This is a genomic window from Chryseobacterium sp. UF-81 (assembly GCF_058245105.1).
The window spans coordinates 369,176-391,864 of record NZ_JBSIBX010000003.1 but is presented as its reverse complement, the minus strand read 5'-3'; the positions used below and the strand labels follow the sequence as shown (position 1 = coordinate 391,864).

Sequence of the window (22,689 nt, the reverse complement as noted above, 5' to 3'; positions counted from 1 at the left end):
GGATGTTATTTGCAAAAGTAAAAATTAAATTCTTATTTTCTTATTATTTCGTAAATGATAGATAAGATCCGGAAGATAAGCTCCAAAAAAGCCTAATAAAATAATGATCAGTAAAAGGATGTTTATATTGATGTGTCTTAAATAATAGGCTACAGCTACGATCATCAGATAGTAAACAATTATATAAAATGAGGAGCGTCTATGGGTAAGGTCTAGTTTCAGCAGTTTGTGATGAATGTGGTTTTTATCTGCATCAAAGGGGGATTTTTTATTGCACAATCTTACAATAATTACATTCAGGGTATCCACAATCGGCAGAATAAGAATAGCAACGGCCACCGCCGGTGCAGACTGTAAGTGGTACCTTGGCACATTGGGAAGCTCTCTGTCTATGAAAATATCAATAAAACAGATCGATGTAAATGCCAAAAGGAAACCGAGAAGCATAGATCCCGTATCTCCCATAAATATTTTATTGGTCCTGTAATTAGATAAATTATAGTATAAAAATGCCAGTACTGTACCTATAATTACGACCGATAAGACCACCAACGGAAAATTATATTCTCCCAACCGGTAGTAGCTTATTCCGAAAAGGGCACTGCAGATCACAGAATATCCTCCGGCAAGTCCGTCTATTCCGTCAATAAGATTGAAAGCATTGATGAGAATAATAAAAGTAATGATACTGAACAATACACTTATGAAATAGCTCATTTCATAGATTCCAAATATTCCGAACAAGCTTCTGATTCTAATATCGGATCCTATTACAGCCAATGCAGACACCATAATCTGGGCTACAAGCTTTTTATAAGCTCTCATTACAACAATATCGTCCATCACTCCTATGTACAGAAGGATAATTAACGAAGCAAATAAAAATTTGTAAAGATCAAAAAGCTCGTACGCAAAAATGGATGCGCAGATGCCGATTGAATAAAAGATGGCAATCCCGCCAAGGTTGGGGATTTTTCTGAGATGGGAACTTCTTATGCCCGGCTCATCCATAAGATTCTTTCTTCTGGAGATCTTAATGATGGTAGGAATAGAGAAAAAGGTAATTAAAAAAGAGAATAGAAAACCTAACCCTATTTTCACGTAAAAAATAGAAATTCCTGATTCGCTTAAGAACAATTCAAAATTCTTCATTTTTTTTTATCAAGCACATCATCAACATCTTAATAAAACTCACTAAAACACCCTATAAAGAGTTACCTTTCAACGTTTTATATAATGATCAAAATAATTGTACTTATCATTTGTGTTATAACAATTTTCTTATCAGCTTCTTTTGCCCCGCAAAAAACAACAGATAAAATATCTTTTTTTTCAACGGCAAAGATAAAAGATAATTCTTACCAAAACGATTATAGTTTAATATATCTCGAATTTTTATTTTCCTTTCCTTCATAAAAACCGCCAATTCACCGTCCATTTTATAAAATGTTCCTTTGTCTTTTACAAAAGCAAGATAGGCCAAAAAAGAATATACTCCTTCAAAAATCTGAAAATTCTTAAGCTCTTTTCTTTTGTGGGAATATCCGGATTTTTCAAATGCCCGCTCCACATCCTGTACGGCTTTCAGGATATCCAGTCCTTTTTCTGTGTGGGTTTTTGTAATAGAATCTGTACGCTCAAGATACTGATAGTGAAAATTCTGGGTCTGGGCTAAAGTTTTGCATTCCAGAAGCAGCTGCGGGATCAGCTGAATATCTTCGAAATGGACTCCTTTTTTAAATCTTTTATAGTCAAAGAGTTCTTTTTTAAACAGCTTGTTGCAGGCAAAGTAACTTAGATCTGAAAAAACAGAAAAATGGTCTTCAAGTTCTATTTTTTCGGACATATTGGGAATCTGAGTCAGTTTTTGGGTTATTTTTCCATCCTGATCTACTTTTTGAATGTTGCAGATAACCATTTTAGACTGATGTTTTTCTGCCAGCTGCAGCATTTCTTCAAACATTGTTTCCATGACATAATCGTCACTGTCTACAAAACCTATGTATTCTCCTGAAGCCCTTTCAATGCCAAAGTTTCTGGCATCACTCAGACCTCCGTTCTGTTTGGTGAAAGCTTTTATTTTATCCGGAAATTTCTTTGTATATTCTTTAATAACAAGTTCTGAGCGATCTTTGCTACCATCATTGATGACCAAAATCTCAATATCCTGAAGAGTCTGGTTAACGAGGGAATCCAGACATTTTGCGAGATAATTCTCTACATTATATACGGGAACTATAATTGAGACCTTCATTTTGTGTTTGCTAAATTAATAATTCCTTTTGCTAAAAACTCACTGAATTTCTGGTACCCCTGCTTATTTAAATGAAGCGGATCTGCATACAGACTTCTATCTTTGTCATAATCAGAACTTACTTCATCGAAATTCAAAATGATCACTTTTTTATCCAGTCCGTCATGCTTTAATTCTTTCAGCAGAGCATTTCTGTAATCCTGGATTTTAAATTGGTCGCCCCCATTCAAAACCAATTCAGCACCTCTGTTACTGAGGCTGCTTACGATATTTTTATTTGTAAAATTTTCTTCGATTCCAAATTCCGGGAGGGAAACAATAACCGGCCGAATTTTATAATGCAGAAGCGTTTTAATGATCATCACCATATGATGGGTGTAAAACTCAGGCCCTATATAGGTTGCCGCATCATTGACCCCGGCAATTACGATGCAGTAATCCGGCTTTTTTTCAATTACTTTTTTGGACGAAAATTCTTCGTTATTGTCCTTAAAAAGGTTTTCGTAGATCTTTTTAGTCTTAGCACCAGGACTTCCCGATGAATAGATTTCTGAATGCTGCCCTTTATCCAACAGTTTTTTCTGTAAAAGTGAGTCAAGGTTTTGCCTTACCACCCAACTATCACCAATAATACCGATCTGCAGACCGTTTTCCGGTTTTGTGCTGGAAGAAAAATAATTTTCCTCACCTGCATAAGCGTACTTATTCCAGAAATAAATAAAACTGGCCAGCCCGGTTAACAAAATAATACTTAAAACTATTTTTTTTTTCATCTTTATGCGTCATTAAAAAGTCAGCCTGGGATTAAGCGTTCCTCTTTTTGCTTCTTCAAAGTCTTTTTTGGAACATGGAATACAGTTTTCTATATTTTCGTCTTCCCCAAAATACCATAGATTGCTGAAAGTATCCCGTTTGAAAGCGTATTGGTTATCATCAATCAAAACATAGAACAGCTCATAGTGTCTTTCTTTGGGATGGGACCTCTGAATATTGATTCCTTCGATCAGGTACCAGATCATCTGTGCCAGCAGCTGGTGATTCAGCTGACTTTCAGAATAAATATTGTAATTGAAAATTCCTACAGATTTTAAGTTTTCACTCAGTCCTATTTCTTTCATGTACGCGCAAATCTCTCTCCGGTTCAGCCCGTTGACCTGAGGATTCATGGAAAACGGCTCACTGAAGCTTTCAACAGCATCGCAGTTTAAGGTGACCAAATCTGTTTTTCTGAAGAAAGGCTCTGTTTTTTCAGTGGAATTCATCATTTCGGCAAGACGGATGATATCAAATTCAACATCTTTGATCAGTCTTACTGAATCTGCTTCGTTCAGGTGCTTCTGATAACCGAGATGATGGTAATTTTTGATGGAGAAATTCTTGGAACCTAAAATTTTGCCCAAAAAAGTATGCTCATTGATAGTCTCTCCCTGCTGCAGGGAAATAATATTGCTGATCTGGGTATAGTTTATGTTTTTCTTATGAAAATTCAATGTCGAAAAGAGTGAAAAAGCAAAATCATTGGACCCGCCGATAATCACCGGAAGGGCTCTTTTGTAATGGCATGCCGATAAAACCTCCTGCAGAATATAATGAGAATCCTGGACAGATTTTCCGGAAACCAGATCTCCAAGATCCACAACAGGAACTTCAAAATCCAGCTGCGAAAGTTTATAAAATTCTTTTCTTACCGATGTAAAATCCTGTACTTCAGCATCACCGCCCGCACCTCTGTAATCTGAAACAAAGAGCAGAACAATGCTGTCTTCTTTTATATCTTTTGTAATCCTGCTGCCGATCTGCCAGCTTTCTGCTTTGAAATTTCTTGGTGAAATAATAAAATCTTCAAAATCCATATTTTTATCTGAAAACTTGGGAGTAGGTTAATAGACTAATTCTTTCCTGAACAAACATACAAAAAAACCAGAGCAAGTTCATATCCTGGGGCGTTTTTGTTGATAAAAAAAAAGCCGTCAACACATATTGTTAACGGCTTTGTATAATTATTTTGATATTACTTCTTTTTAGCGGCTGCCTTTTTCACTGCAGTTGTTTTCTTGGCTGCAGGTTTCTTTGCGGCCGGTTTCTTTTTCTCTGCAAAAGCATTTTTATCCTGATCTGTGATCCATTTTTTCACCTCATCCAGGGATACATCCTTCAGCTCTTCTGCTTCATATTTTGTATCGTCTTTTTTCTTCGGAATCTTGAACATGGCTTTTCCGAATTTAACGAATGGTCCCCATCTTCCGTTTTCAATAGAAATTTTTTCTTTTTCCCACTGCTGGATGTAACGGTTGGCTTCTTTTTCCAGCTTGGCATCAATTAATTCATTGATATCACTTTGCGAAAGATTGTCGAAGTTATACTTCTTAGGAACATTCACAAAAATATCTTTGTATTTGATGAACGGTCCGAATCTTCCTGTTCCTTTGGTTACCGGATCTCCTTTATACGTGGCAATGGGCGCATCAGCTTTTTTCTTTTCGTTGATGATTTCTTCTGCACGCGCCTGGCTTACAGAAAGAGGATCTTCACCTTTCGGAATGCTGATAAATGTCTCGCCCCACTTCACATAAGGTCCAAATCGTCCTACACCCACAGAAACTGCCTGACCTTCAAATTCATTCAGTTCAAATGGCAGTTTGAAAAGTTCCAGTGCTTCAGCTAAAGAGATGGTTGCAATATTCTGCCCTGCCATTAATGAAGCAAAAATCGGCTTTTCTTCATCTTCCGTTTCACCGATCTGGATCATCGCACCGAATCTTCCGATTCTTGCATGAACATTTTTGCCGGTCTTAGGATCTACTCCAAGAAGCCTGTCGCCATTGGCTCTGTCTGCATTTTCTTCTACATCTTCAATTCTCGGGTGGAATTTTGAATAGAAGTTGGTCATCATTTCTTTCCACTTCTGATCTCCGTTGGCAATTTCGTCAAAACTTTCTTCTACTCTAGCTGTGAAGCCATAATCCAGTATTTCTTTGAAATTATCCGTCAGGAAATCATTAACAACCTCACCAATATCTGTAGGTACAAATTTATTCTTGTCGCCCCCGAATTTTTCTTCAAGAACTTCTTTTTTGATCTTATCTTTTGTAAGAGACATCTTAACCACTTCCCGGGTTTGAGGATCTATTTCTCTTTTATCTACATATTCCCTGTTCTGAATGGTCTGGATCGTCGGCGCATAAGTAGACGGACGTCCAATTCCCAATTCTTCCAGCTTTTTCACCAGTCCGGCTTCCGTATATCTTGCGCTCGGTCTTGTGAATTTTTCTGAGGCAGTGATCTTTTTATAACTTAAGATTTCGCCTACACTTACCTTTGGCAGAAGCTTTTCATTGTTTTCCTCATCATCGTCTTCTGTCTTTACAATACCATAAGCTTTTAAGAAACCGTCAAAAATAATCACTTCTCCCTGTGCTTCAAAATGCTGAGGCAGTGATGCATTTCCTATTTCGATCACGGTCTTCTCGATTTTAGCATTTGCCATCTGGGAAGCCAGTGTTCTTCTGTATATTAATTGGTATAATCTGTTCAGTTGCGCATCGCTAATACTTTTCACCGCAAAATCAGTCGGGCGGATCGCTTCGTGAGCTTCCTGTGCAGAAGCCGATTTTGTAGTATAATTTCTTGGTGAAGAATATTCAGCTCCGTATTCTGAAGTGATTTGTTTTTTCGCTCCTTCAATCGCTTCCTGGGAAAGATTCACGGAGTCGGTTCTCATATAGGTAATATATCCTTCTTCATATAGTCTCTGTGCAAGACGCATGGTATTGGTTACATTATACCCTAATCTTGAGGAGGCTTCCTGCTGAAGGGTGGAAGTCGTAAATGGAGCAGATGCAGAACGTGTTCCCGGTTTTGTTTCAACATTCAGAACTTTAAATTCTGTAGTTTTTGCTTTTTCAAGGAATTTTTCTGCGTCTTCTTCTTTTTCAAAGTCTTTTTTAAGCTTGGCAGCAATTTCCTGCTCAGCCTTGTTTAAAAAGATCCCGTCCAGTTTGAAGCTTGCTTTCGGGACAAATTCACGGATTTCTTTTTCTCTTTCTACAATTAATCTCACAGCCACAGACTGTACTCTTCCTGCAGAAAGACCCGGTTTTACTTTTTTCCAAAGAACCGGAGACATTTCAAAACCCACAATCCTGTCCAGAACTCTTCTTGCCTGTTGGGCATTCACAAGATTCTGGTCAATATCTCTTGGATTTTCAATAGCTTTTAGAATGGCATTTTTAGTAATCTCGTGGAAAACAATTCTTTTCCTGTTTTCAGGCTTCAGTTTCAATTCGTCCGCCAGGTGCCATGCAATAGCTTCTCCCTCGCGGTCCTCATCGGAAGCCAGCCATACCATTTCGGCTTTCTTTACAGCAGCCTTTAATTCTGTTACCAACTTCTTTTTGTCAGCCGAAACTTCATAATCTGGACTGAAGGTGGCAAGATCTATTCCCATTCCTTTTTTTGGAAGGTCACGGATGTGTCCGAAACTTGATTTTACTTCAAAATCCTTCCCCAAATATTTCTGAATAGTTTTTGCTTTTGCCGGTGACTCTACGATTACTAAATTTTTCGACATTCTAAAAAATTTTTTTGCAAAAGTAAAGCTTTTTTATTATATACTTTTTGTTAAAACAGTTTAATTTAATATTTAGATGTGTTTAACATGCGTTCCTGAGGGGATTTTTAAGGATATCAAGTCCCTTAGGGCGTACGGTTTAGCTCAAAATTCCGTACTTATAAAACAGATATATAGAATTTTTCATCAATGGTGATAGATGCAAAGCATATGGAGAATAAAAAAGCAGAACAGGAATTTCCTGTTCTGCCCTGTAGTCCTTTTTGTAAGTTCTACTGTTTAATAATTTTCACAATTTCTTCAGAATTGTTAATTCTTACCAGATACACTCCTGCATTGAGAGCTGACAAATCTGCTTTCCCGTTTTCAAACTTTCCGGTTTTTACCAGCTGGCCGGAAACGTTATAGATCTGATAGTAATAACCCTTCTCTCCCGGAGCATTAATATAAAGAATATCCTTTACCGGATTTGGAAATACCGATATTCTGTTCTCATTGATCTTTTCCTTCATCTCAGCCGTGTTCAAAACGGAGGCTTCTTTTGCTAAGGGCAAAGCTGTAACCTGCACCCCAGGAATAGGGCCGGCTTCATTTCCCTTAGCATCGTACTTCACTCTTACACATCGGCAGCTTATCCCTAAATAAGGGTCATTATTATCATTAAACGCAATAAACCGGTTGGCTGTAGAAGCTGCATCAAACAAGACATTGACCGATCTTCCAAGGTAGTTTGCGGCCAAAGCTGCTGTCCAGGCACCCGGATACTGAAAATTGACTGTATTGAATGTTCCCAGCGGAGACTGATTGGCTATAACATTTCTGAATCCCCGTGAACCTGAATTCGGGAAATTACCAAGTATATAAGATGAACCTATCAACATATAACCTATGGTAGAGGTTGTGGAAGGGTTTCTGACTCTATATCCTGCATAATCTGTACTGACACTATAAAAGGTTGCTATATTTTTGTCTTTTTTATACCAGGGCGACTGTCCGAAATCCTGATTAGAAATCAATGCCACATTGGTAACGTCCGGGATCCTCCAACCCTCCGGACAAGGATCAAAAGGTGATTTTTTTCCTCCTCTGCCCCATCTGTCAGCAGCAAGATTCGGCTCATTGGCAAGCCAGTCTGTTCCATTGGTATAATTAGGCATTGCACTGTTATAAGGAGCAAAAGAGCTTGGAATCATGTATACCAAAGGGTTCCTCACAGAGTAAGACAGTACTTTTGCGATTTTCTCTGCAGGTTTATCCGTACTCTGAACAGTTGAAGCTGCATAGGTATTATAAGGAACAATATAGTTTCCTGACATATTATTATATGCAGCGAGAGTCAGTGTAGTATAAGCCACTGTTCCGCTACTTGATGCTGTTCCTAAAAACACATTAAAGGAAGCTCTGTTGTCTGCATACTGAAAGGTAGGAATCGGGTCTTTTCTTCCCCACTGATAATGCAGTCCTGTAGAAGCTCTTATTTTTGCAAGTTCCGCCGCTGTTGGCGTCATGATGTTAGCAACTATCGGAAATGCATCTGTTGCTCCCAGGTTCCTGTCCATAAATTCTGTCTGAAGCACAACGTCCGCTTTACTCACATAATTAACATAGTTGACTGCTTCAGCCACAGGAAGCTCTGTATTGTAATTGTAAGATCCCAAAGCAGAATCGGTTATCCAGATATGCCAGCTCCAGTACACCGGAGAGGAAATACTTCCGTTATGCAGTGTCACAACAGCATTTCCACTCTGGTTCGGATTAATCTCTACCGAAATTTTTGAGTCGCTGAGACTCTGAAGTGAAGCCGGGAAAGGATTAATAACTGACACTTTATTAATCAGAGCTGTATTAGTTGTCCAGAGCACGTTTACTTTTAAATTATTGAAATTGGGAGCATCTAATATTTCCTGATTATTCAAAAGCTGGCTTTGTACTGAAAAGGCTTTGCTTACCGGAATCTCTACCGTAAATGATTGTGAGTTTTTAACAGCCTGGTAGGTATTAGGGTTATTGATTCCTTCTCTGTATTCCGTTTTCGGAGCAAGATATTCAGAAGGAAAATTATAATCATTTACGATATAGAGGGGATCCTTGATGCAACGGCATCCATTGGCATCAGAAGTATACATTCCTGACATAGGCATATAAAAATACCTTCCTTTAATATTGGGATAATTAGGATCCGGAATATCCGGCTGTCCTTTATCTGGGACCATAAAAAGCCCTCTGGTAATGACCGCCGGGGAAGTATCAAAATGTCTGGCCATTGTTGCCGTCCATAAGGCCACGTGATGCTGGTCGGTATACTGCCCCTGGTGGGCATTCCTGATCAACTGCCCCGTGCCCGGGAAAATCCCCATATTATTCCCACCGGCATTGGAAAGATCAAAACCAAAGTTAGGATAAACCTTAAATCCTGTCATGAATGACGGAGTTCCCGTATCTGTAGGCTTAATGATATGGTATTTATTTGCTTCAAAAACATTTTTAGCCATATTGGTCCTGACTCCGAAAGGGGAAAAATCCAGCCTGATATCATCTATATAAGACTGTGAAGCTAAATTCGCCACGAGCATGGACGGTATCCTCCATCCATTGGGACAGGGGTCGTAAGGAGATTTATCCCAGTAAGGCTTTGCACTTGCATTATTGTTGTATCCTGTACTGATCATTCCCCGGGAATTATCAGACCAAAGGTTAAGTTCTGAAAGCCTGCTATCCGGAATTCCGGCAGCATTTCCAAACCAGTTAACCGGAAGATTGGGATTGTTATTGTAATAGGCCTGACCGCTGTTGTCATCTTTGTTCACATAGATCAGACTTAATGGATTTTTCACAGAAAGCCTGATGTTATTGGTTACCTCTGCACTTGCAAGCGGGACATATTTTGTGAGGTTATCAATATTTAAAGCACCGGTAAAGTTTTTCGCGCCTCTATGCCTTATCCTACCTATGGATCCTGACACTTCGTAGAAGTCATTTCCTCTAGTTACCAAAGGTGGAATCGGGTCTTTTCTGCCCCATTGGTAGAGCAGCCCCATACTTCTGTTCCAGTCTGAAGAAGTAATAGAGCTGCTTAAAGCACCGAGATTACGGTCCATCCATCCCCAATCTGAATCAGGAATCCGCTCAACGGTTCCATCTCCTCTAACTCTTGTGATACTATCAAAACTTTTGTAAGTTGATCCGTTAGTAGGATCATCAGTCACCCAAACATGCCAGCTCCAATAGATTTCGCCGTTTACTCTTAAGGCAATAACAGCATTCCCTTTTCTTGCTTTATTGATGGGAACTTTTATTTTGGCATTTTCATCGGACCCTAAAATTTCCAGCGAATACCGCTCCCCTGATTTTATCAGGCCATGGGTATCTTCCCATAATACTTCTGCTGTCTGACTACCTGAAGGGATTCCGCCACCTTTAATGTATCCGTCCCCCTGCCACATGGCATAAGCTTTTCTTACCGGAATCAACAAACCTTCGCTGTTTTGGCCGGGATCAAAAATATAACTGTTGGGAGCTTTTGTCCAGTCCGGAATTACTGCCCTACTGTCAGCAGGTTTCGTCAAAGTATCTTTTTCAGATACTATTTTTTCTGTATATCCATACGGAAGATGTTCTTTTAATCCTCTACTATTCTTGGAATAGGTACAAATCGACACTAAGCAAAAAATTGCCACAAAATTTTTAACTGAATTTTTCATATCCTTAGACTTGTGTGCCGTTATACGAAATACAACTTTTAAGCCTTATCAATAATAAACAATTAACAATACGAATAGCAAAATAATACATTGGTTATATTAACAATAAATTATCATTAAAAGATTATAATTACGAAAACGGCACTTTATAGAATACAAAAGTATATTTTTCAAATGAGATATTTTTATGATGGTAATCACCGTTTTTTTTAGAAGAAGATGGCAAAACAAAAAAGACAGCTTCAAAGCTGTCTTTTATAAATATATTCATAAAAATAAATTCTATGGGAGAATGTGATTCTTATAAAGCTCAATCGTAAATCTGCCCACTTTAATATTTAAGAAGGAAGAGAAAACAACAAAGTTAAAAATAACAAGCGCAATGATAAAAGCGTAAATCATTTTTTTCATACCACTTGAGACTACATACATTGTATTGGGGATCATCACATAAGAAAATCCGATAAATGCACCTACAAGCCTGGATGAGAATACCGGGTTGTTCCTGAAAATAAAATAAAAGCATATTCCCACAACGGCATAGCTTCTATGGTATTCATAATATGGATAGAGCTCTTTCATCTTGGTATCAAACGCAAAAAGAAAGAACGTTAAAATCATCATCATGGCTTCGGGAATTCCAAAGCCTCCATTCAGCCTTTCCGAATATTCATTCATATATCCATTTAATCCATTCACTAAAATATTATCCGAGGTCATACCGTCTAAAAAGCTTCCAAAAGCCCTATATACCTCGAATGGCGAAAGAAATATGGAGATAATGATCAGGACCAGCATTATAGTTTTACTTAATGGAATACGGGCCAGCCAGTACATTGGGATAAACAGGTAGCAGACGGTATGTATACCTGATCCCAGAAATATAAAAAAGAGATAATGCCATAATTTCCGCTCTTTAATGTACCGTACGGCAAAATAAACAATAAATGTCCCAAGATTCTGTCTGATCTGTCCGCTTTCCCCAACAAAAAAGTAAGGAATAAACATGAACAGGGTAAATGTAAAGGGGTAAAAGGTATTATCCTCTGTATATTCTATCTTGAAGAAAACAGCACAGATCGCAATAACCAGGGTAAGCATATAAAAGGGAGCATTAAAGACATTCAGTAATATCTTATTAATGAGAGTATACAGCCATTCCACTTCCAGATAATCAGGACCCTCCATGTGGAGCATCTTCATAAAAATACTGTAATAGCTCTTTGTATCAGAATAGATATAAATTGCCTTGTAACTTCCATAGTCCGGGCCTACATTATCCCGGAAGCCAGCCAGTAAAATAAGATAGATCCCCAAGAACCACAACCACTTTTTTTCTACTCTTTTACCAAAAACCTCCTGTACACTAAAGAAAAGCATGTATACAATCGCAACGATGTAATATGGATGTAATAAACTCATGCCCGTTTAATGTTTTTTAATTGGTGCAGTAAGCACAGAGAAGATGCAAACCTATCATAAGATAATGCAGAAGGGAGAAAAGGGAATGCTGCAATCAATGGCAATCCGTTTGTTTTTTCATCATTTTTTTTCAACATATCTAAAACAGATTCTTATTGAGTAATAATATTGGTTTAAAATATATTTAAGAGGGAACTTTTGCAAAAGTAGAATATTTTTTTATTCTGCCTAGAATATTTTGTTGATTTTCAGACAAACTTATAGCCTAAATGTTTTGAACTAATATTGAAAAAATTAAATTTGCAGACTTGATTTCATAATGTAATGCATCGTTTCTTTATATTTTTATATTATCTGATTTCTAAAAACAGGCTTCTTTCAGCAATTCTTGCTTTAGGAATAGCTGTATTATGTGGATTTTTCGCTTCAAAAATTAACTTTGAAGAGGACATCAACCAGATAATTCCTAAAAATGAAAAATCCGATCTTACGGCAAAGGTCCTTAAACAGCTGAATTTTTCAGACAAGATCATTGTGATCATAGAGAACAAGTCCAATGAAGACGACTTCCAGCTTTCTGAAACGGCCGATAATTTTCTTCAAAAGATTGAACCTCTGAAAAAATATATAGGTTCTGTTCAGGGAAAAGTGAACGACAGTGAAATTTCGGAAACATTTGATTTTGTCAACCAGAACCTGCCTCTTTTCCTTACTGAAAATGATTACAGGGAAATTGAACGGAAACTTCAAAAAGACAGCATATCAAAACAGGTAGAGAATAATTATGTTTCTTTGGTTTCACCGACGAGTCTTGTCACAAAGGATTTCATAAAAAAAGATCCGCTGGGAATTACTTATTTGGGAATTAAAAAACTGAATGCTTTAAACATCAGCAAAGATTTTAAGCTCGAAGATAATTACGTCGTCACAAAAGACGGAAAAAACCTTTTGCTTTTTATAGACCCTAAAAATGAAAGCAATGACACTAAAAGCAACGAAGCTTTCATCAATCAGCTCAACCAGATAAAAGACAGCGTTAATAAACAGTTTAAGGGAAAAACAGAACTCAGCTATTTTGGCTCCCCGGTAATTGCCGTGGCAAATGCCCAGCAGATCAAAAAAGATATTCAAAATACGGTCATGATCTCGATGGCGGTGCTCCTGGTTCTGCTGATTTACTATTTCAGGAATTTTTTTACTCCTGTAATTGTATTTCTTCCGACGGTATTTTCAGTATTGCTGGCCCTGCTGATTCTTTATTTTATAAAAGACAGGATCTCAGCTATTTCTTTGAGTGTGGGTGCCATCCTTATCGGAATAACCATAGATTATGCGCTCCATATTCTTACCCATTACAAACACAACAATAATATAGAAGAGCTGTACAAAGAGATCACACAGCCAATTATACTGAGCAGCGCCACAACTGCTGTCTCTTTTTTATGCCTGATATTTGTACGTTCTGAAGCCCTGAAAGATCTCGGTCTCTTTGCAGCTATTACAGTTATCTTCTCTTCCATTACTGCGCTGATCATTGTACCTCAGCTTTATAAGCCTAAACAGGAAGAAGGTAAGCACAGCGCTAATTTTATCGACAGGATCGGCTCTTATCCTTATGAGAAAAACAAACCCCTTATCATAGGCTGCTCCATCATTATTATTGCCTGTCTGTTCGGTTTCCGGCATGTAGGATTCAATGAGGATATTGGTGATCTGAATTATATCCCGAAGGAATTAAAAATAAGTGAGGCGAAGCTTCAGAAACTTTCTGATATCACTTCAAAATCCATTTACACCATTTCTTATGGAGATTCGGAGGAAGAGGCACTGGCAAGAAACTCGCGGCTGAGCAACTTTCTTGAGAAAGAAAAACAACAGGGAAAGATCCTGAGCTATAATTCACTTGGAAACGTTGTGCTTTCTGAAAAAGATCAAAAGAAAAGAATTGAAATCTGGAATAAATTCTGGGATAGGGATAAAAAAAACCGTACTGTTTCTGAACTGGTGAACAGCGGAAATCAATTTGGGTTCAACAGCAATGCTTTTGACAATTTCAATGAAATTTTAAATAAGAACTATACAGCATTAAGCCTCCGGGATTATGAGAAAGTAAAGGCCTTGCAGATTCCGGAATTCCTGAGCAATGAAAACGGATTTTATACGGTCTCCAATGTTGTAAAAGTAGATGAGAAGAAAAGAGACGCTTTCATAAAAGATGTAGAAAAAAACCACAATGCTCTAGCCATTGACCGCCAGCAAATGAACGAAAACTTTTTGGGACTCCTTAAAAGAGATTTCAGTACGCTGATCAACTATTCTCTTCTGGCCATTGTCCTGACCATTATTGTTTTCTTCAGAAATTTTGAGCTTACTGTCCTCACAATGTTTCCTATTATACTGACAGGAATCGTAACCGCGGGGATTCTGTATTTCTTAGGATTAGAATTAAATATTTTCAGTACGGTAGTCTGCACACTGGTTTTTGGAGTTGGAGATGATTTCAGCATTTTCCTGACCCAAGCCATGCAAAAGGAGCATACTACAGGAAAAAATGAGCTTCCAACGTATAGAACTTCTATTATTCTTGCCGTTTTCACGACCATTCTATCAATCGGTTCTTTGATCTTTGCTAAACATCCGGCATTACATTCACTGGCATTGGTCGCCCTTATCGGGATGTTCTCCGTGATCATTATTACTTCCACGCTATATCCTTTCTGGTTCAGGTTATTGATTACAAACAGGGCAAAAAAAGGACTTTCTCCTATTACGTTCAGATTGTTTTTAAGATTCGTTGTATCATTTTTTTATTATGGTTTGGGCGGATTTGTTTTTTCGCTGATCGGAAGTCTATTTATCAAAAGATCAAAGGGAAAAGCTTTAGATACTATTAAATTAATTTTAGCTAAATTTTTAACATCTGTATTGTACACCACTCCATTTGTAAAGAAAAGAGTTATCAAAAACCCGAGAGAAGATTTTAGCAAACCGGCAGTGATTATCGCCAATCATACTTCGTTCCTGGACACCCTTGCTATTGCCATGACAACCTATAAAATCATCTATCTGGTCAATGACTGGGTATATGACTCTCCCGTTTTCGGAAGATTGGTAAGAGCCCTTGGCTTTTATCCGGTTTCTCAGGGAATAGAGAACGGGATGGAAAAGCTGAAAGAAAAAATTGAACAGGGATATTCGCTGGTTGTCTTTCCCGAAGCAGAACGGTCTTATACGAACGATGTGAAAAGGTTCCACAAAGGAGCGTTCTATCTTGCCGAACAGTTCGGACTGGATATTCTCCCGCTGTACATCCACGGAAATTCTGAAGTACTGCCAAAAGGAGATTTCATTATCTACGATGGAAGCATCACGGTAAAAGTAGGTGAAAGAATCAGCAAAGACGATCTGAGTTTCGGAAAAAACTATTCTGAAAGAACGAAAAAAATCAATGCGTACTTCAGACAGGAATTTGCAAAGCTGCGAAACGAGCTGGAGGATGAAAATTATTTCAGGAAAAAATTATTCTTAAGCTATCTCTACAAAGACAATGAAGTGATAAAAGAGGTAAAAGATGATTTTAATGCCCATAAATCTGTTTATTTCGAACTGAACAAACACATTTCGAAAGATGCATCTATTCTGCATATTGCAGATGATTTCGGGCAGAAGGATATCCTGCTTACCCTTTATCAGGCAGAAAGAAAAATTTTCTCATTCATCGAAAATGATGAAAGAAGACAAACGGCAACGCAGACCTATCTGGTTAAAAGAAGAAAACTGAATTATATTAATGACTTTTCGGAAATCAATAAAAATATTGATGTACTGCTGGTTTCAGATCATAATTTTGACATCGGTACACTGAAGGAACTTCCTGAGACCATTATATTCCTGAACACAGCTTCTAAAGAGCTAAGTAATCCAGATTATTCACAGGAATTTAATTCCCAGGCAATAAAAATATTCAAAAAACAGTAAATAAATATGAAAAGCATATTTTTGTAACCGCTAAAGAATATTAATGAAAAAAAACATACTCATCATTTATTATTCGCAAACCGGCCAGCTGGAGGATATTGTGAAGAACATGGCCCAACCTTTTGAAGCCAAAAAGGAAGAATATGACATTACCTATTATAATATACAGCTGAAGGAAGACTTCCCTTTCCCTTGGCCGGGTGACGTTTTTTTCAATACATTTCCCGAATCTTATCTTCAGATTCCCAAAGAGATTTTCCCGCCTTCTGATGAGGTCCTGAATAAGAAATACGACCTTATTTTATTCGGATATCAGGTGTGGTATCTTACACCATCTATTCCCATCATTTCATTCCTAAAAAGTGGTTTTGCAGAAAAGATCATGAAAGATACAGATGTGGTTACAATTTCGGGAACCAGAAATATGTGGATGCTTTCTCAGGAAAAACTTAAAGGATATTTAAAGGATCTTGGCGCAAAGCTGGTAGGAAATATCGCTTTGGTAGACAGGCATGACAATTACACGAGTGTACTGACGATCTTACGATGGCTCACGACAGGACAGAAAGAAAAATCCGGATTGCTTCCCGCGGCCGGAATTTCGGATGAAGAAATTTCAGGTTCTGTAAAGTACGGAAATATTATAGAAAAGCATTTCAGCAGCGGAAACTTATCCGGTCTTCAGCCTGACCTCGTAAAGAACGGCGCTGTAGAAATCCGCCCTTTTTTAGTAAGAGTAGAAAAAGTGGGCAACAAGATCTTCACCGTATGGTCTAATCTCATTATGAAGAAAAAAGAGAAACGTCCATTGTTGATAAAATTCTTTAAGGTATATTTGATGGCTGCGATATGGATTATTTCACCTGTCGTCTTAGTTTTACACCTACTGACAACCCCTATATTTTGGTCTAAAAGACAAAAACAAAAAACATATTTACAAGGAATTAATTTAAAATAGAATGTACGACGTATTTATAACAAAAGCATCAACATATTTACCTAACAATCCGGTATCGAATGATGAAATGGAGACTTATCTTGGTCTGATAAACGGCGCTCCCTCTAAAGCAAAATCATTGATTTTAAGAAATAACAAGATCACAACAAGATACTATGCTTTGGATAAAGAAGGAAATCCTACCCATACCAATGCACAGATTACAGCCAAAGCTGTTGAAGGATTGTTCGATGAAAACTTCAAAAAGGAAGATATGAAGCTTCTGTCCGTTGGAACCACCTCTCCGGACCAGATGCAGCCTTCGCATGCCTCTATGGTTCATGGCGAACTGAATATCGGAAAATCTATTGAAATTAATACCGCTACAGGACTCTGCAACTCGGGGATGAATGCCCTGAACTATGGATTCCTCTCTGTAAAGGCAGGGGTACAAGACAGCGCTGTTTGTGCCGGTTCAGAAAGAATGTCCGCCTGGATGACTGCAGACAAATTCAATCATGAAGCGGAAAACTTAAAACTTCTGGAAGAAAGACCTATCATTGCCTTCAAGAGAGAATTCCTGAGATGGATGCTTTCTGACGGTGCGGGTGCATTCCTTCTGGAGAATAAGCCCAGGGAAAACGGAATCAATTTAAAAATAGAATTCATTGATTTTTATTCTTACGCTCACGAAATCGAAGCCTGTATGTATGCAGGATGTGATAAGCAGGAAGACGGAAGCCTTAAATCATGGGCAGACTACCCGTCTGATGAATGGCTTAAAGAATCAATCTTTGCGATTAAGCAGGACACGAAAATCCTGGATAAATATATTCTTGTAAAGGGTGCAGAAAGCTTAAGATCTTCTTTTGATAAGCATAACCTGGATCCGGAAAAGATAGACCATGTTCTGGCGCATATTTCTTCAGGCTATTTTAAAGATGGCCTAAAAGACGAATTTGCTAAAAAAGGCATGGATTTTCCTGCAGAAAAATGGTTCTATAACCTTTCTGAAGTAGGAAACATCGGAGCCGGCTCTATTTTTATCGCACTGGAAGAATTAATGAATTCCGGAACGCTGAAAAAAGGTGAGAAAGTATTGCTTTGTGTTCCTGAAAGCGGAAGATTTGCCTACTCTTGTGCCTTATTAACAGTTTGCTAATGAAACACCAACTGCCGACATCTGATCAGAATTTTGTGGAAAGCCTTATTCCACAGCGTTTTCCGTTCGTCATGGTTCATGCGCTTACGGAATACTCTGATGATCGACTTATTTCAGGATTTGAAATAAAAGAAGACAATATTTTTATCGAGGACGGAATATTCCAGGCTTCAGGTCTTATGGAGCATCAGGCACAGAGTGTTGCTTTACATACAGGCTACAAATATTATCTTTTAGGGAAAGAGGCTCCTACAGGATATATCGGAGCTATTAAATCTTTTGAAGCAGAAGTTCTGCCCAAAACGGGAGACCGGCTGATATCGGAAGTAACAATCCTTAATGAAGTGATGGGAGTAACGCTGGTAGATATTGTCACAAAACTGAATGGCTCGATCATTGCAAAATCACAAATGAAAACTGCTGTAAAATAAATGTAATGGAAATCAAGGAAGAGCACCTCATCAATATACATAACTTTCTGCCGCACCGCGAACCGATGCTGATGGCAGATTATATTCTGGAATTGACCAAAGAAAAGGTTGTGACTTCCTTTGAAATAAAAGAAGATAATATCTTTGTTCACAACAATGAACTGGCAGAAGCCGGCCTGATTGAAAATCTTGCCCAGACCTGCTCATCCATTCTGGGGCAGAGCTTCTTTGAAAATCCTTCTGCAGACACCAAGGTGATCGGCTTTATTACCAATATCAAAAAAATTGAGCTGTTTGCGCTTCCCAAAACGGGAGATAAGATTATTTCGAAAGCTTCGCTGATCTCGCAGTATGAAAATATCTGTAATATTTTCTGTGAGACCTTCCATAATGATGAGCTGCTGATCAGAGCAGAGATCAATCTGTTTATTCAGGAAATAAAATCTTAAGAATACGTGTTCAGTGAAAATATATAACCGTACGATTATCGTACGGTTTTTCTGTTCTACATAAGTGCTAAATTTAATCTAAGTTTAGAATAAGAATAAAGGACGGAAATTACTAATTTTTATCCTTGTCAAGGTTCAGAACCTTGACAAGGATACTGGACTGCTCAGATCTAAGTAGTTTTTCACCCCATATCATTAAAATAAAATATCTTATCCTAAACTCAGGGTAATGTAGATTTTGGCTAAAGCCGGATTGGATGTTGAATATTGGACATTAAATATTAAACGCTAAACGGACTAAAGTCCATTCCTATTGATGCTCCTATTCGCAAAAAGATTGTGAGGAATAACTTTAAGCCGATTTTATTATTCTTTTAAAGCTACCTCATCGAATTGTAAGATAAACTATCAGATATGGAAAACATGTCGGTAACTTCCAGCTTCCAACTTCCTCCCCCAAATATTTAATAACCCTTTATTTTCGATATATTTGATGAAAATAAATATTTCATGAGCGTAAAAGTAAGATTCTATTCGTATGACATTGAATTCGATTTTGAAAATTCTGTTGAATTTCCGGTGGCTCCACAGATTGGTGACGAAGTGAATCTCATTTCATTTTTTAAGTACCGGACTTCCGAAAGACTGGAATATGTCAATAATATGGAAGATCTTTATCTCTACGAAAACGCTGTAGTATCAGAGCGGACATGGTGTAATGATCTTGAGAAAACCGAAATATATTTGCTGGTGAAGCTGAATTACACCAAGAGGAAATAAAGCTGCCTTTCAGATGAATTTAAACAAAAAAGCGGAGCATCACTGCCCCGCTTTAAAAATTGGTATCACCAAATATTAGTATCCAAAGATCTCTTCAAGAGATACCTCCTGGAATGTTCCCATTTTATTGATAGATTCCATATTCAGGTTTTCTTTCTTACCGATGATCGCTGTATTGTATTTTACAGGCTTGATCTCAGTGTCGTAGAAGCCTGTAAGCTGTGGTAACGTCAGGCCTTGGATTTCAGAATAAATATCTTTTCTGATATCATAATCAACACCAAGCTTTTTCAGTGCCATCTGATTGAAGAAAATATTCGTTCTGTTGATTCTGTTGGATGCAATCTGCTTCAGGGCAGAACCTTTTGAATTCTCAAACTGTGCAGGAATCTGCGGCAGAGATGCCATCAGATCATTCATAGCATTTACCGCCAATGGCAGCTTATTGGCCTGAGTTCCGATATAGTTCGTGATATAGTTCGCATGTCCTTTTTCAGTTGCATTCGCATAAGAAACATAAGCAGAATAAGCCAGTGACTTACTTTCTCTGATCTCCTGGAAAACAATGGAAGACAATCCTCTTCCGAAATACTCGTTGAAAACATTCGCTTTTCCGAAGTTACTTAAGTTCACATCATTTCCTTTGGCTACTTTGGACATTTCCATCTGTACCATGTCGTAGTTTGTGAAATATACTTTTCCTTCTGCAGCAGGCTCCGGATATTCTTTAGCTTTTGCCGGCTGAACACTGGTTTCAGTAACATATGGCTTAACTGCCTTTTCTAAACCTGACTGTTCCTGTCCGTAAAGGAATATCTCATATGGAGACTGGTTCAGTACTTTAATCTTCTTGGTCAGTTCCGTTGCATCAATGCTTTCAAGACGTTCTTTGGAAACAATGTCCGTCATTCTGGAATTCTTACCGTATTTAGCATAGTTCGTAAGGGCAGCCATGATTCTTGTTTTATCCTTTTTACCGGCTTCTCTTGCCTCCAGTATCGTTTTCACGGTTTTCCCGTAAATCTCTTTATCTGCTTTTACATTCGTCAGCCAGTGATTCATCAATTCTGTACCTTTCTTCATATTGGCTTCAAGACCGCTCAGTGTAATGATCACCTGATCGTTGGACGTTCTGAAACTGTAAGAGATTCCCAGTTTATAGAATTCACCTTTCAGTTGCTCAGGAGTATATTTATCCGTTCCAAGATATTCAAAAAGAGTTACCGCGATTGGAAGCTCCTTATCATTATCTGTTCCGAAAGGAAAAATATAGCTGATCTGTGCCACGTCATTATACTTATTCTTTACAAAGCTTACCTTCTTATCTTTAATCTGAGAAGTCTGGATCGCTGCTTTATAATCGATAAATTCCGGCTTAATCTCAGATACTTTGCTGCTTAAAATATCCTTAAGGAAAGGGGACTGCGCTTCTCTGTTCAGCTTGATCGGAGTAATGCCCGGATTCTGTACACGAACCAGCTTATCATTCACTCCTTTTTCTTTGTAAACAACCACATAGTTATCTTTGAAAAATTCATTGGCAAACTTTACAACATCTGCCTTTGAGATCTTTTCATACTGATTAATATCGTCTAATTCCTCCTGCCATGTCTTCTCATTGATATAAGTGTCATACAGTGTCGTTGCCAGTCCGTCCGCGGTTTCCCAGGACTTCATACGCTGCACCTTCTTGTCATTAACGATTGCTTTCAGCATCCAATCCGGGAACTGTCCTTTTTTCACCAAATCCAACTGATCTAACAATAGTTTTTTAGCATCATCAAAGCTCTGTCCGTCTTTCGGGGTTACAGACATCGTAAAAGCACCATAGGTTTTAAAAGCCGATTCATAGGCGCCTGCACCTAATACTTTTTGCGTTTGATTCATGTTAAGGTCAATAAGACCGGCATCCCCTCTGTTACTTAAAATTTCCGCAACTACATCTGCCAGTCTCGCATTCTGGGTTCCATTGGAATCCGATCTCCATGCCAGAGTCATTCTCGGTGTGCTCGGACTTTTTACAGTTCTCGTTACAATGTTTGCCATGGGCTGTTCCGATACCATTTTTTTCATCGGCAGCTCTTTGTACTTGAAAGCCCCAAAATACTGATCTACCAGTTTAATGGTTTTATCAAAATCCAGGTCTCCTACCAAAACTACAGCCATATTATTAGGCACGTAATAGGTATCAAAATATTTATGAATAGCAACCATTGAAGGGCTTTTCAGATGCTCTGAAGTCCCGATCGTGGTTTGCTGTCCGTTCGGATGCTTTGGAAAAAGAGCCTCCATCATGGCATAGTTTACAAGACGGCCGTCGTTATCCTGAGCTCTGTTATATTCTTCATACACAGCTTCCAGTTCGGTATGGAAAAGACGCAATACCAGTTCTGAGAAACGTTCTTTTTCCACTTTCAGCCATTTTTCAAGCTCGTTGGATGGAATGTTATTTTTATAAACCGTTTCATCTAACCAGGTGTGGGCATTCGTTCCTGTTGCTCCCAATGAAGAGATCGCTTTGTCATATTCATTGGCAATTGCATACTTGGAAGCTTCCTGAGAAACCTCATCTATTTTCTTGTAAAGCAGTTTTTTCTTTTCAGGATCCTTTTCCGCTTTATGCTGCTCATAAAGGTCAGAGATCTGTTGCAGCAATACTTTTTCCTTTGCCCAATCCTGAGTTCCGAGATGAGAAGTTCCTTTGAAAACCATATGTTCAAGATAATGTGCCAGACCTGTATTGTCGCTCGGGTCATTATTAGATCCCGTTCTTACAGGAATATAGGTCTGAATTCTCGGGGCATCATCATTCTTTGCCAGATAAACCTTCAATCCGTTTTTCAAAGTATATACCCTGACACCGGACTGGTCATTCTTAACGGTTTCGTAAGTATATCCCTGGCTGTCGGTTACCTTTTGAGTATCAAATTTCTGCGCCATGGCATGCAGCATGCAGAAAAGTGAAACAGAAATAAAAAATTTCTTCATAAGTCTTATGTATTTAA

15 protein-coding genes are annotated in these 22,689 nt (G+C 38.2%); 6 read left to right on the top strand and 9 right to left on the bottom strand.

Going from position 1 to position 22,689, the window contains the following annotated elements:
• Positions 1-24: 24 nt before the first annotated feature.
• From AC4IFE_RS07210 to AC4IFE_RS07175, 8 genes are all read right to left on the bottom strand, one after another.
• Positions 25-1,152 (bottom strand): glycosyltransferase family 4 protein, encoded by a 1,128-nt coding sequence (locus tag AC4IFE_RS07210; RefSeq protein WP_490755929.1) that lies wholly within the window; start codon positions 1,150-1,152, stop codon positions 25-27.
• A 115-nt stretch (positions 1,153-1,267) separates the two neighbouring features.
• On the bottom strand, positions 1,268-2,254 hold the full coding sequence (locus tag AC4IFE_RS07205; protein ID WP_490755927.1) for a glycosyltransferase family 2 protein: 987 nt from the start codon (positions 2,252-2,254) through the stop codon (positions 1,268-1,270).
• The gene (locus AC4IFE_RS07200) at positions 2,251-3,027 is read right to left on the bottom strand and encodes an SGNH/GDSL hydrolase family protein (RefSeq protein WP_490755925.1); all 777 of its coding nucleotides are present in this window, start codon (positions 3,025-3,027) and stop codon (positions 2,251-2,253) included. The genes AC4IFE_RS07205 and AC4IFE_RS07200 overlap by 4 nt, the downstream gene beginning before the upstream one ends.
• A 12-nt stretch (positions 3,028-3,039) precedes the next feature.
• A complete protein-coding gene (locus tag AC4IFE_RS07195) occupies positions 3,040-4,107 on the bottom strand; it encodes a formimidoylglutamase (RefSeq protein ID WP_490755924.1) in 1,068 nt (355 codons plus the stop codon).
• A gap of 158 nt (positions 4,108-4,265) precedes the next feature.
• Positions 4,266-6,824: a type I DNA topoisomerase gene (topA, locus tag AC4IFE_RS07190; RefSeq protein WP_490755922.1), complete on the bottom strand. Its 2,559-nt coding sequence runs from the start codon at positions 6,822-6,824 to the stop codon at positions 4,266-4,268.
• A 272-nt stretch (positions 6,825-7,096) separates the two neighbouring features.
• Positions 7,097-10,525: a T9SS type A sorting domain-containing protein gene (locus AC4IFE_RS07185; RefSeq protein WP_490755920.1), complete on the bottom strand. Its 3,429-nt coding sequence runs from the start codon at positions 10,523-10,525 to the stop codon at positions 7,097-7,099.
• Positions 10,526-10,655: 130 nt separating this feature from the next.
• Positions 10,656-10,796 carry a hypothetical protein gene (locus tag AC4IFE_RS07180; RefSeq protein ID WP_490755919.1) on the bottom strand — a complete coding sequence of 47 codons (141 nt, stop codon included), beginning with the start codon at positions 10,794-10,796 and terminating at the stop codon, positions 10,656-10,658.
• Between the two features lie 11 nt (positions 10,797-10,807).
• A complete protein-coding gene (locus AC4IFE_RS07175; protein WP_490755917.1) occupies positions 10,808-11,947 on the bottom strand; it encodes an EpsG family protein in 1,140 nt (379 codons plus the stop codon).
• 324 nt (positions 11,948-12,271) lie between these two features.
• On the opposite strand from AC4IFE_RS07175, the gene AC4IFE_RS07170 reads away from it, so the two are divergent.
• The 6 genes from AC4IFE_RS07170 to AC4IFE_RS07145 all read left to right on the top strand — a co-directional run bounded on the left by AC4IFE_RS07170 (position 12,272) and on the right by AC4IFE_RS07145 (position 19,684).
• Entirely contained in the window at positions 12,272-15,925 is a 3,654-nt protein-coding gene (locus tag AC4IFE_RS07170; RefSeq protein ID WP_490755915.1) for an MMPL family transporter, read from the top strand.
• Positions 15,926-15,968: 43 nt separating this feature from the next.
• A complete protein-coding gene (locus AC4IFE_RS07165) occupies positions 15,969-16,883 on the top strand; it encodes a dialkylresorcinol condensing enzyme DarA (RefSeq protein ID WP_490755914.1) in 915 nt (304 codons plus the stop codon).
• 1 nt (position 16,884) lies between these two features.
• Positions 16,885-18,024 carry a dialkylresorcinol biosynthesis protein DarB gene (darB, locus tag AC4IFE_RS07160; protein WP_490755912.1) on the top strand — a complete coding sequence of 380 codons (1,140 nt, stop codon included), beginning with the start codon at positions 16,885-16,887 and terminating at the stop codon, positions 18,022-18,024.
• The gene (locus tag AC4IFE_RS07155) at positions 18,024-18,455 is read left to right on the top strand and encodes a hotdog family protein (RefSeq protein WP_490755910.1); all 432 of its coding nucleotides are present in this window, start codon (positions 18,024-18,026) and stop codon (positions 18,453-18,455) included. The genes darB and AC4IFE_RS07155 overlap by 1 nt, the downstream gene beginning before the upstream one ends.
• Positions 18,456-18,460: 5 nt before the next feature.
• The gene (locus AC4IFE_RS07150; protein ID WP_490755908.1) at positions 18,461-18,904 is read left to right on the top strand and encodes a hotdog family protein; all 444 of its coding nucleotides are present in this window, start codon (positions 18,461-18,463) and stop codon (positions 18,902-18,904) included.
• 510 nt (positions 18,905-19,414) lie between these two features.
• Entirely contained in the window at positions 19,415-19,684 is a 270-nt protein-coding gene (locus AC4IFE_RS07145) for a hypothetical protein (RefSeq protein ID WP_490755906.1), read from the top strand.
• Positions 19,685-19,759: 75 nt separating this feature from the next.
• Here AC4IFE_RS07145 and AC4IFE_RS07140 read toward each other — a convergent pair whose 3' ends face one another.
• On the bottom strand, positions 19,760-22,672 hold the full coding sequence (locus AC4IFE_RS07140) for a M16 family metallopeptidase (RefSeq protein ID WP_490755904.1): 2,913 nt from the start codon (positions 22,670-22,672) through the stop codon (positions 19,760-19,762).
• Between the last annotated feature and the right edge of the window lie 17 nt (positions 22,673-22,689).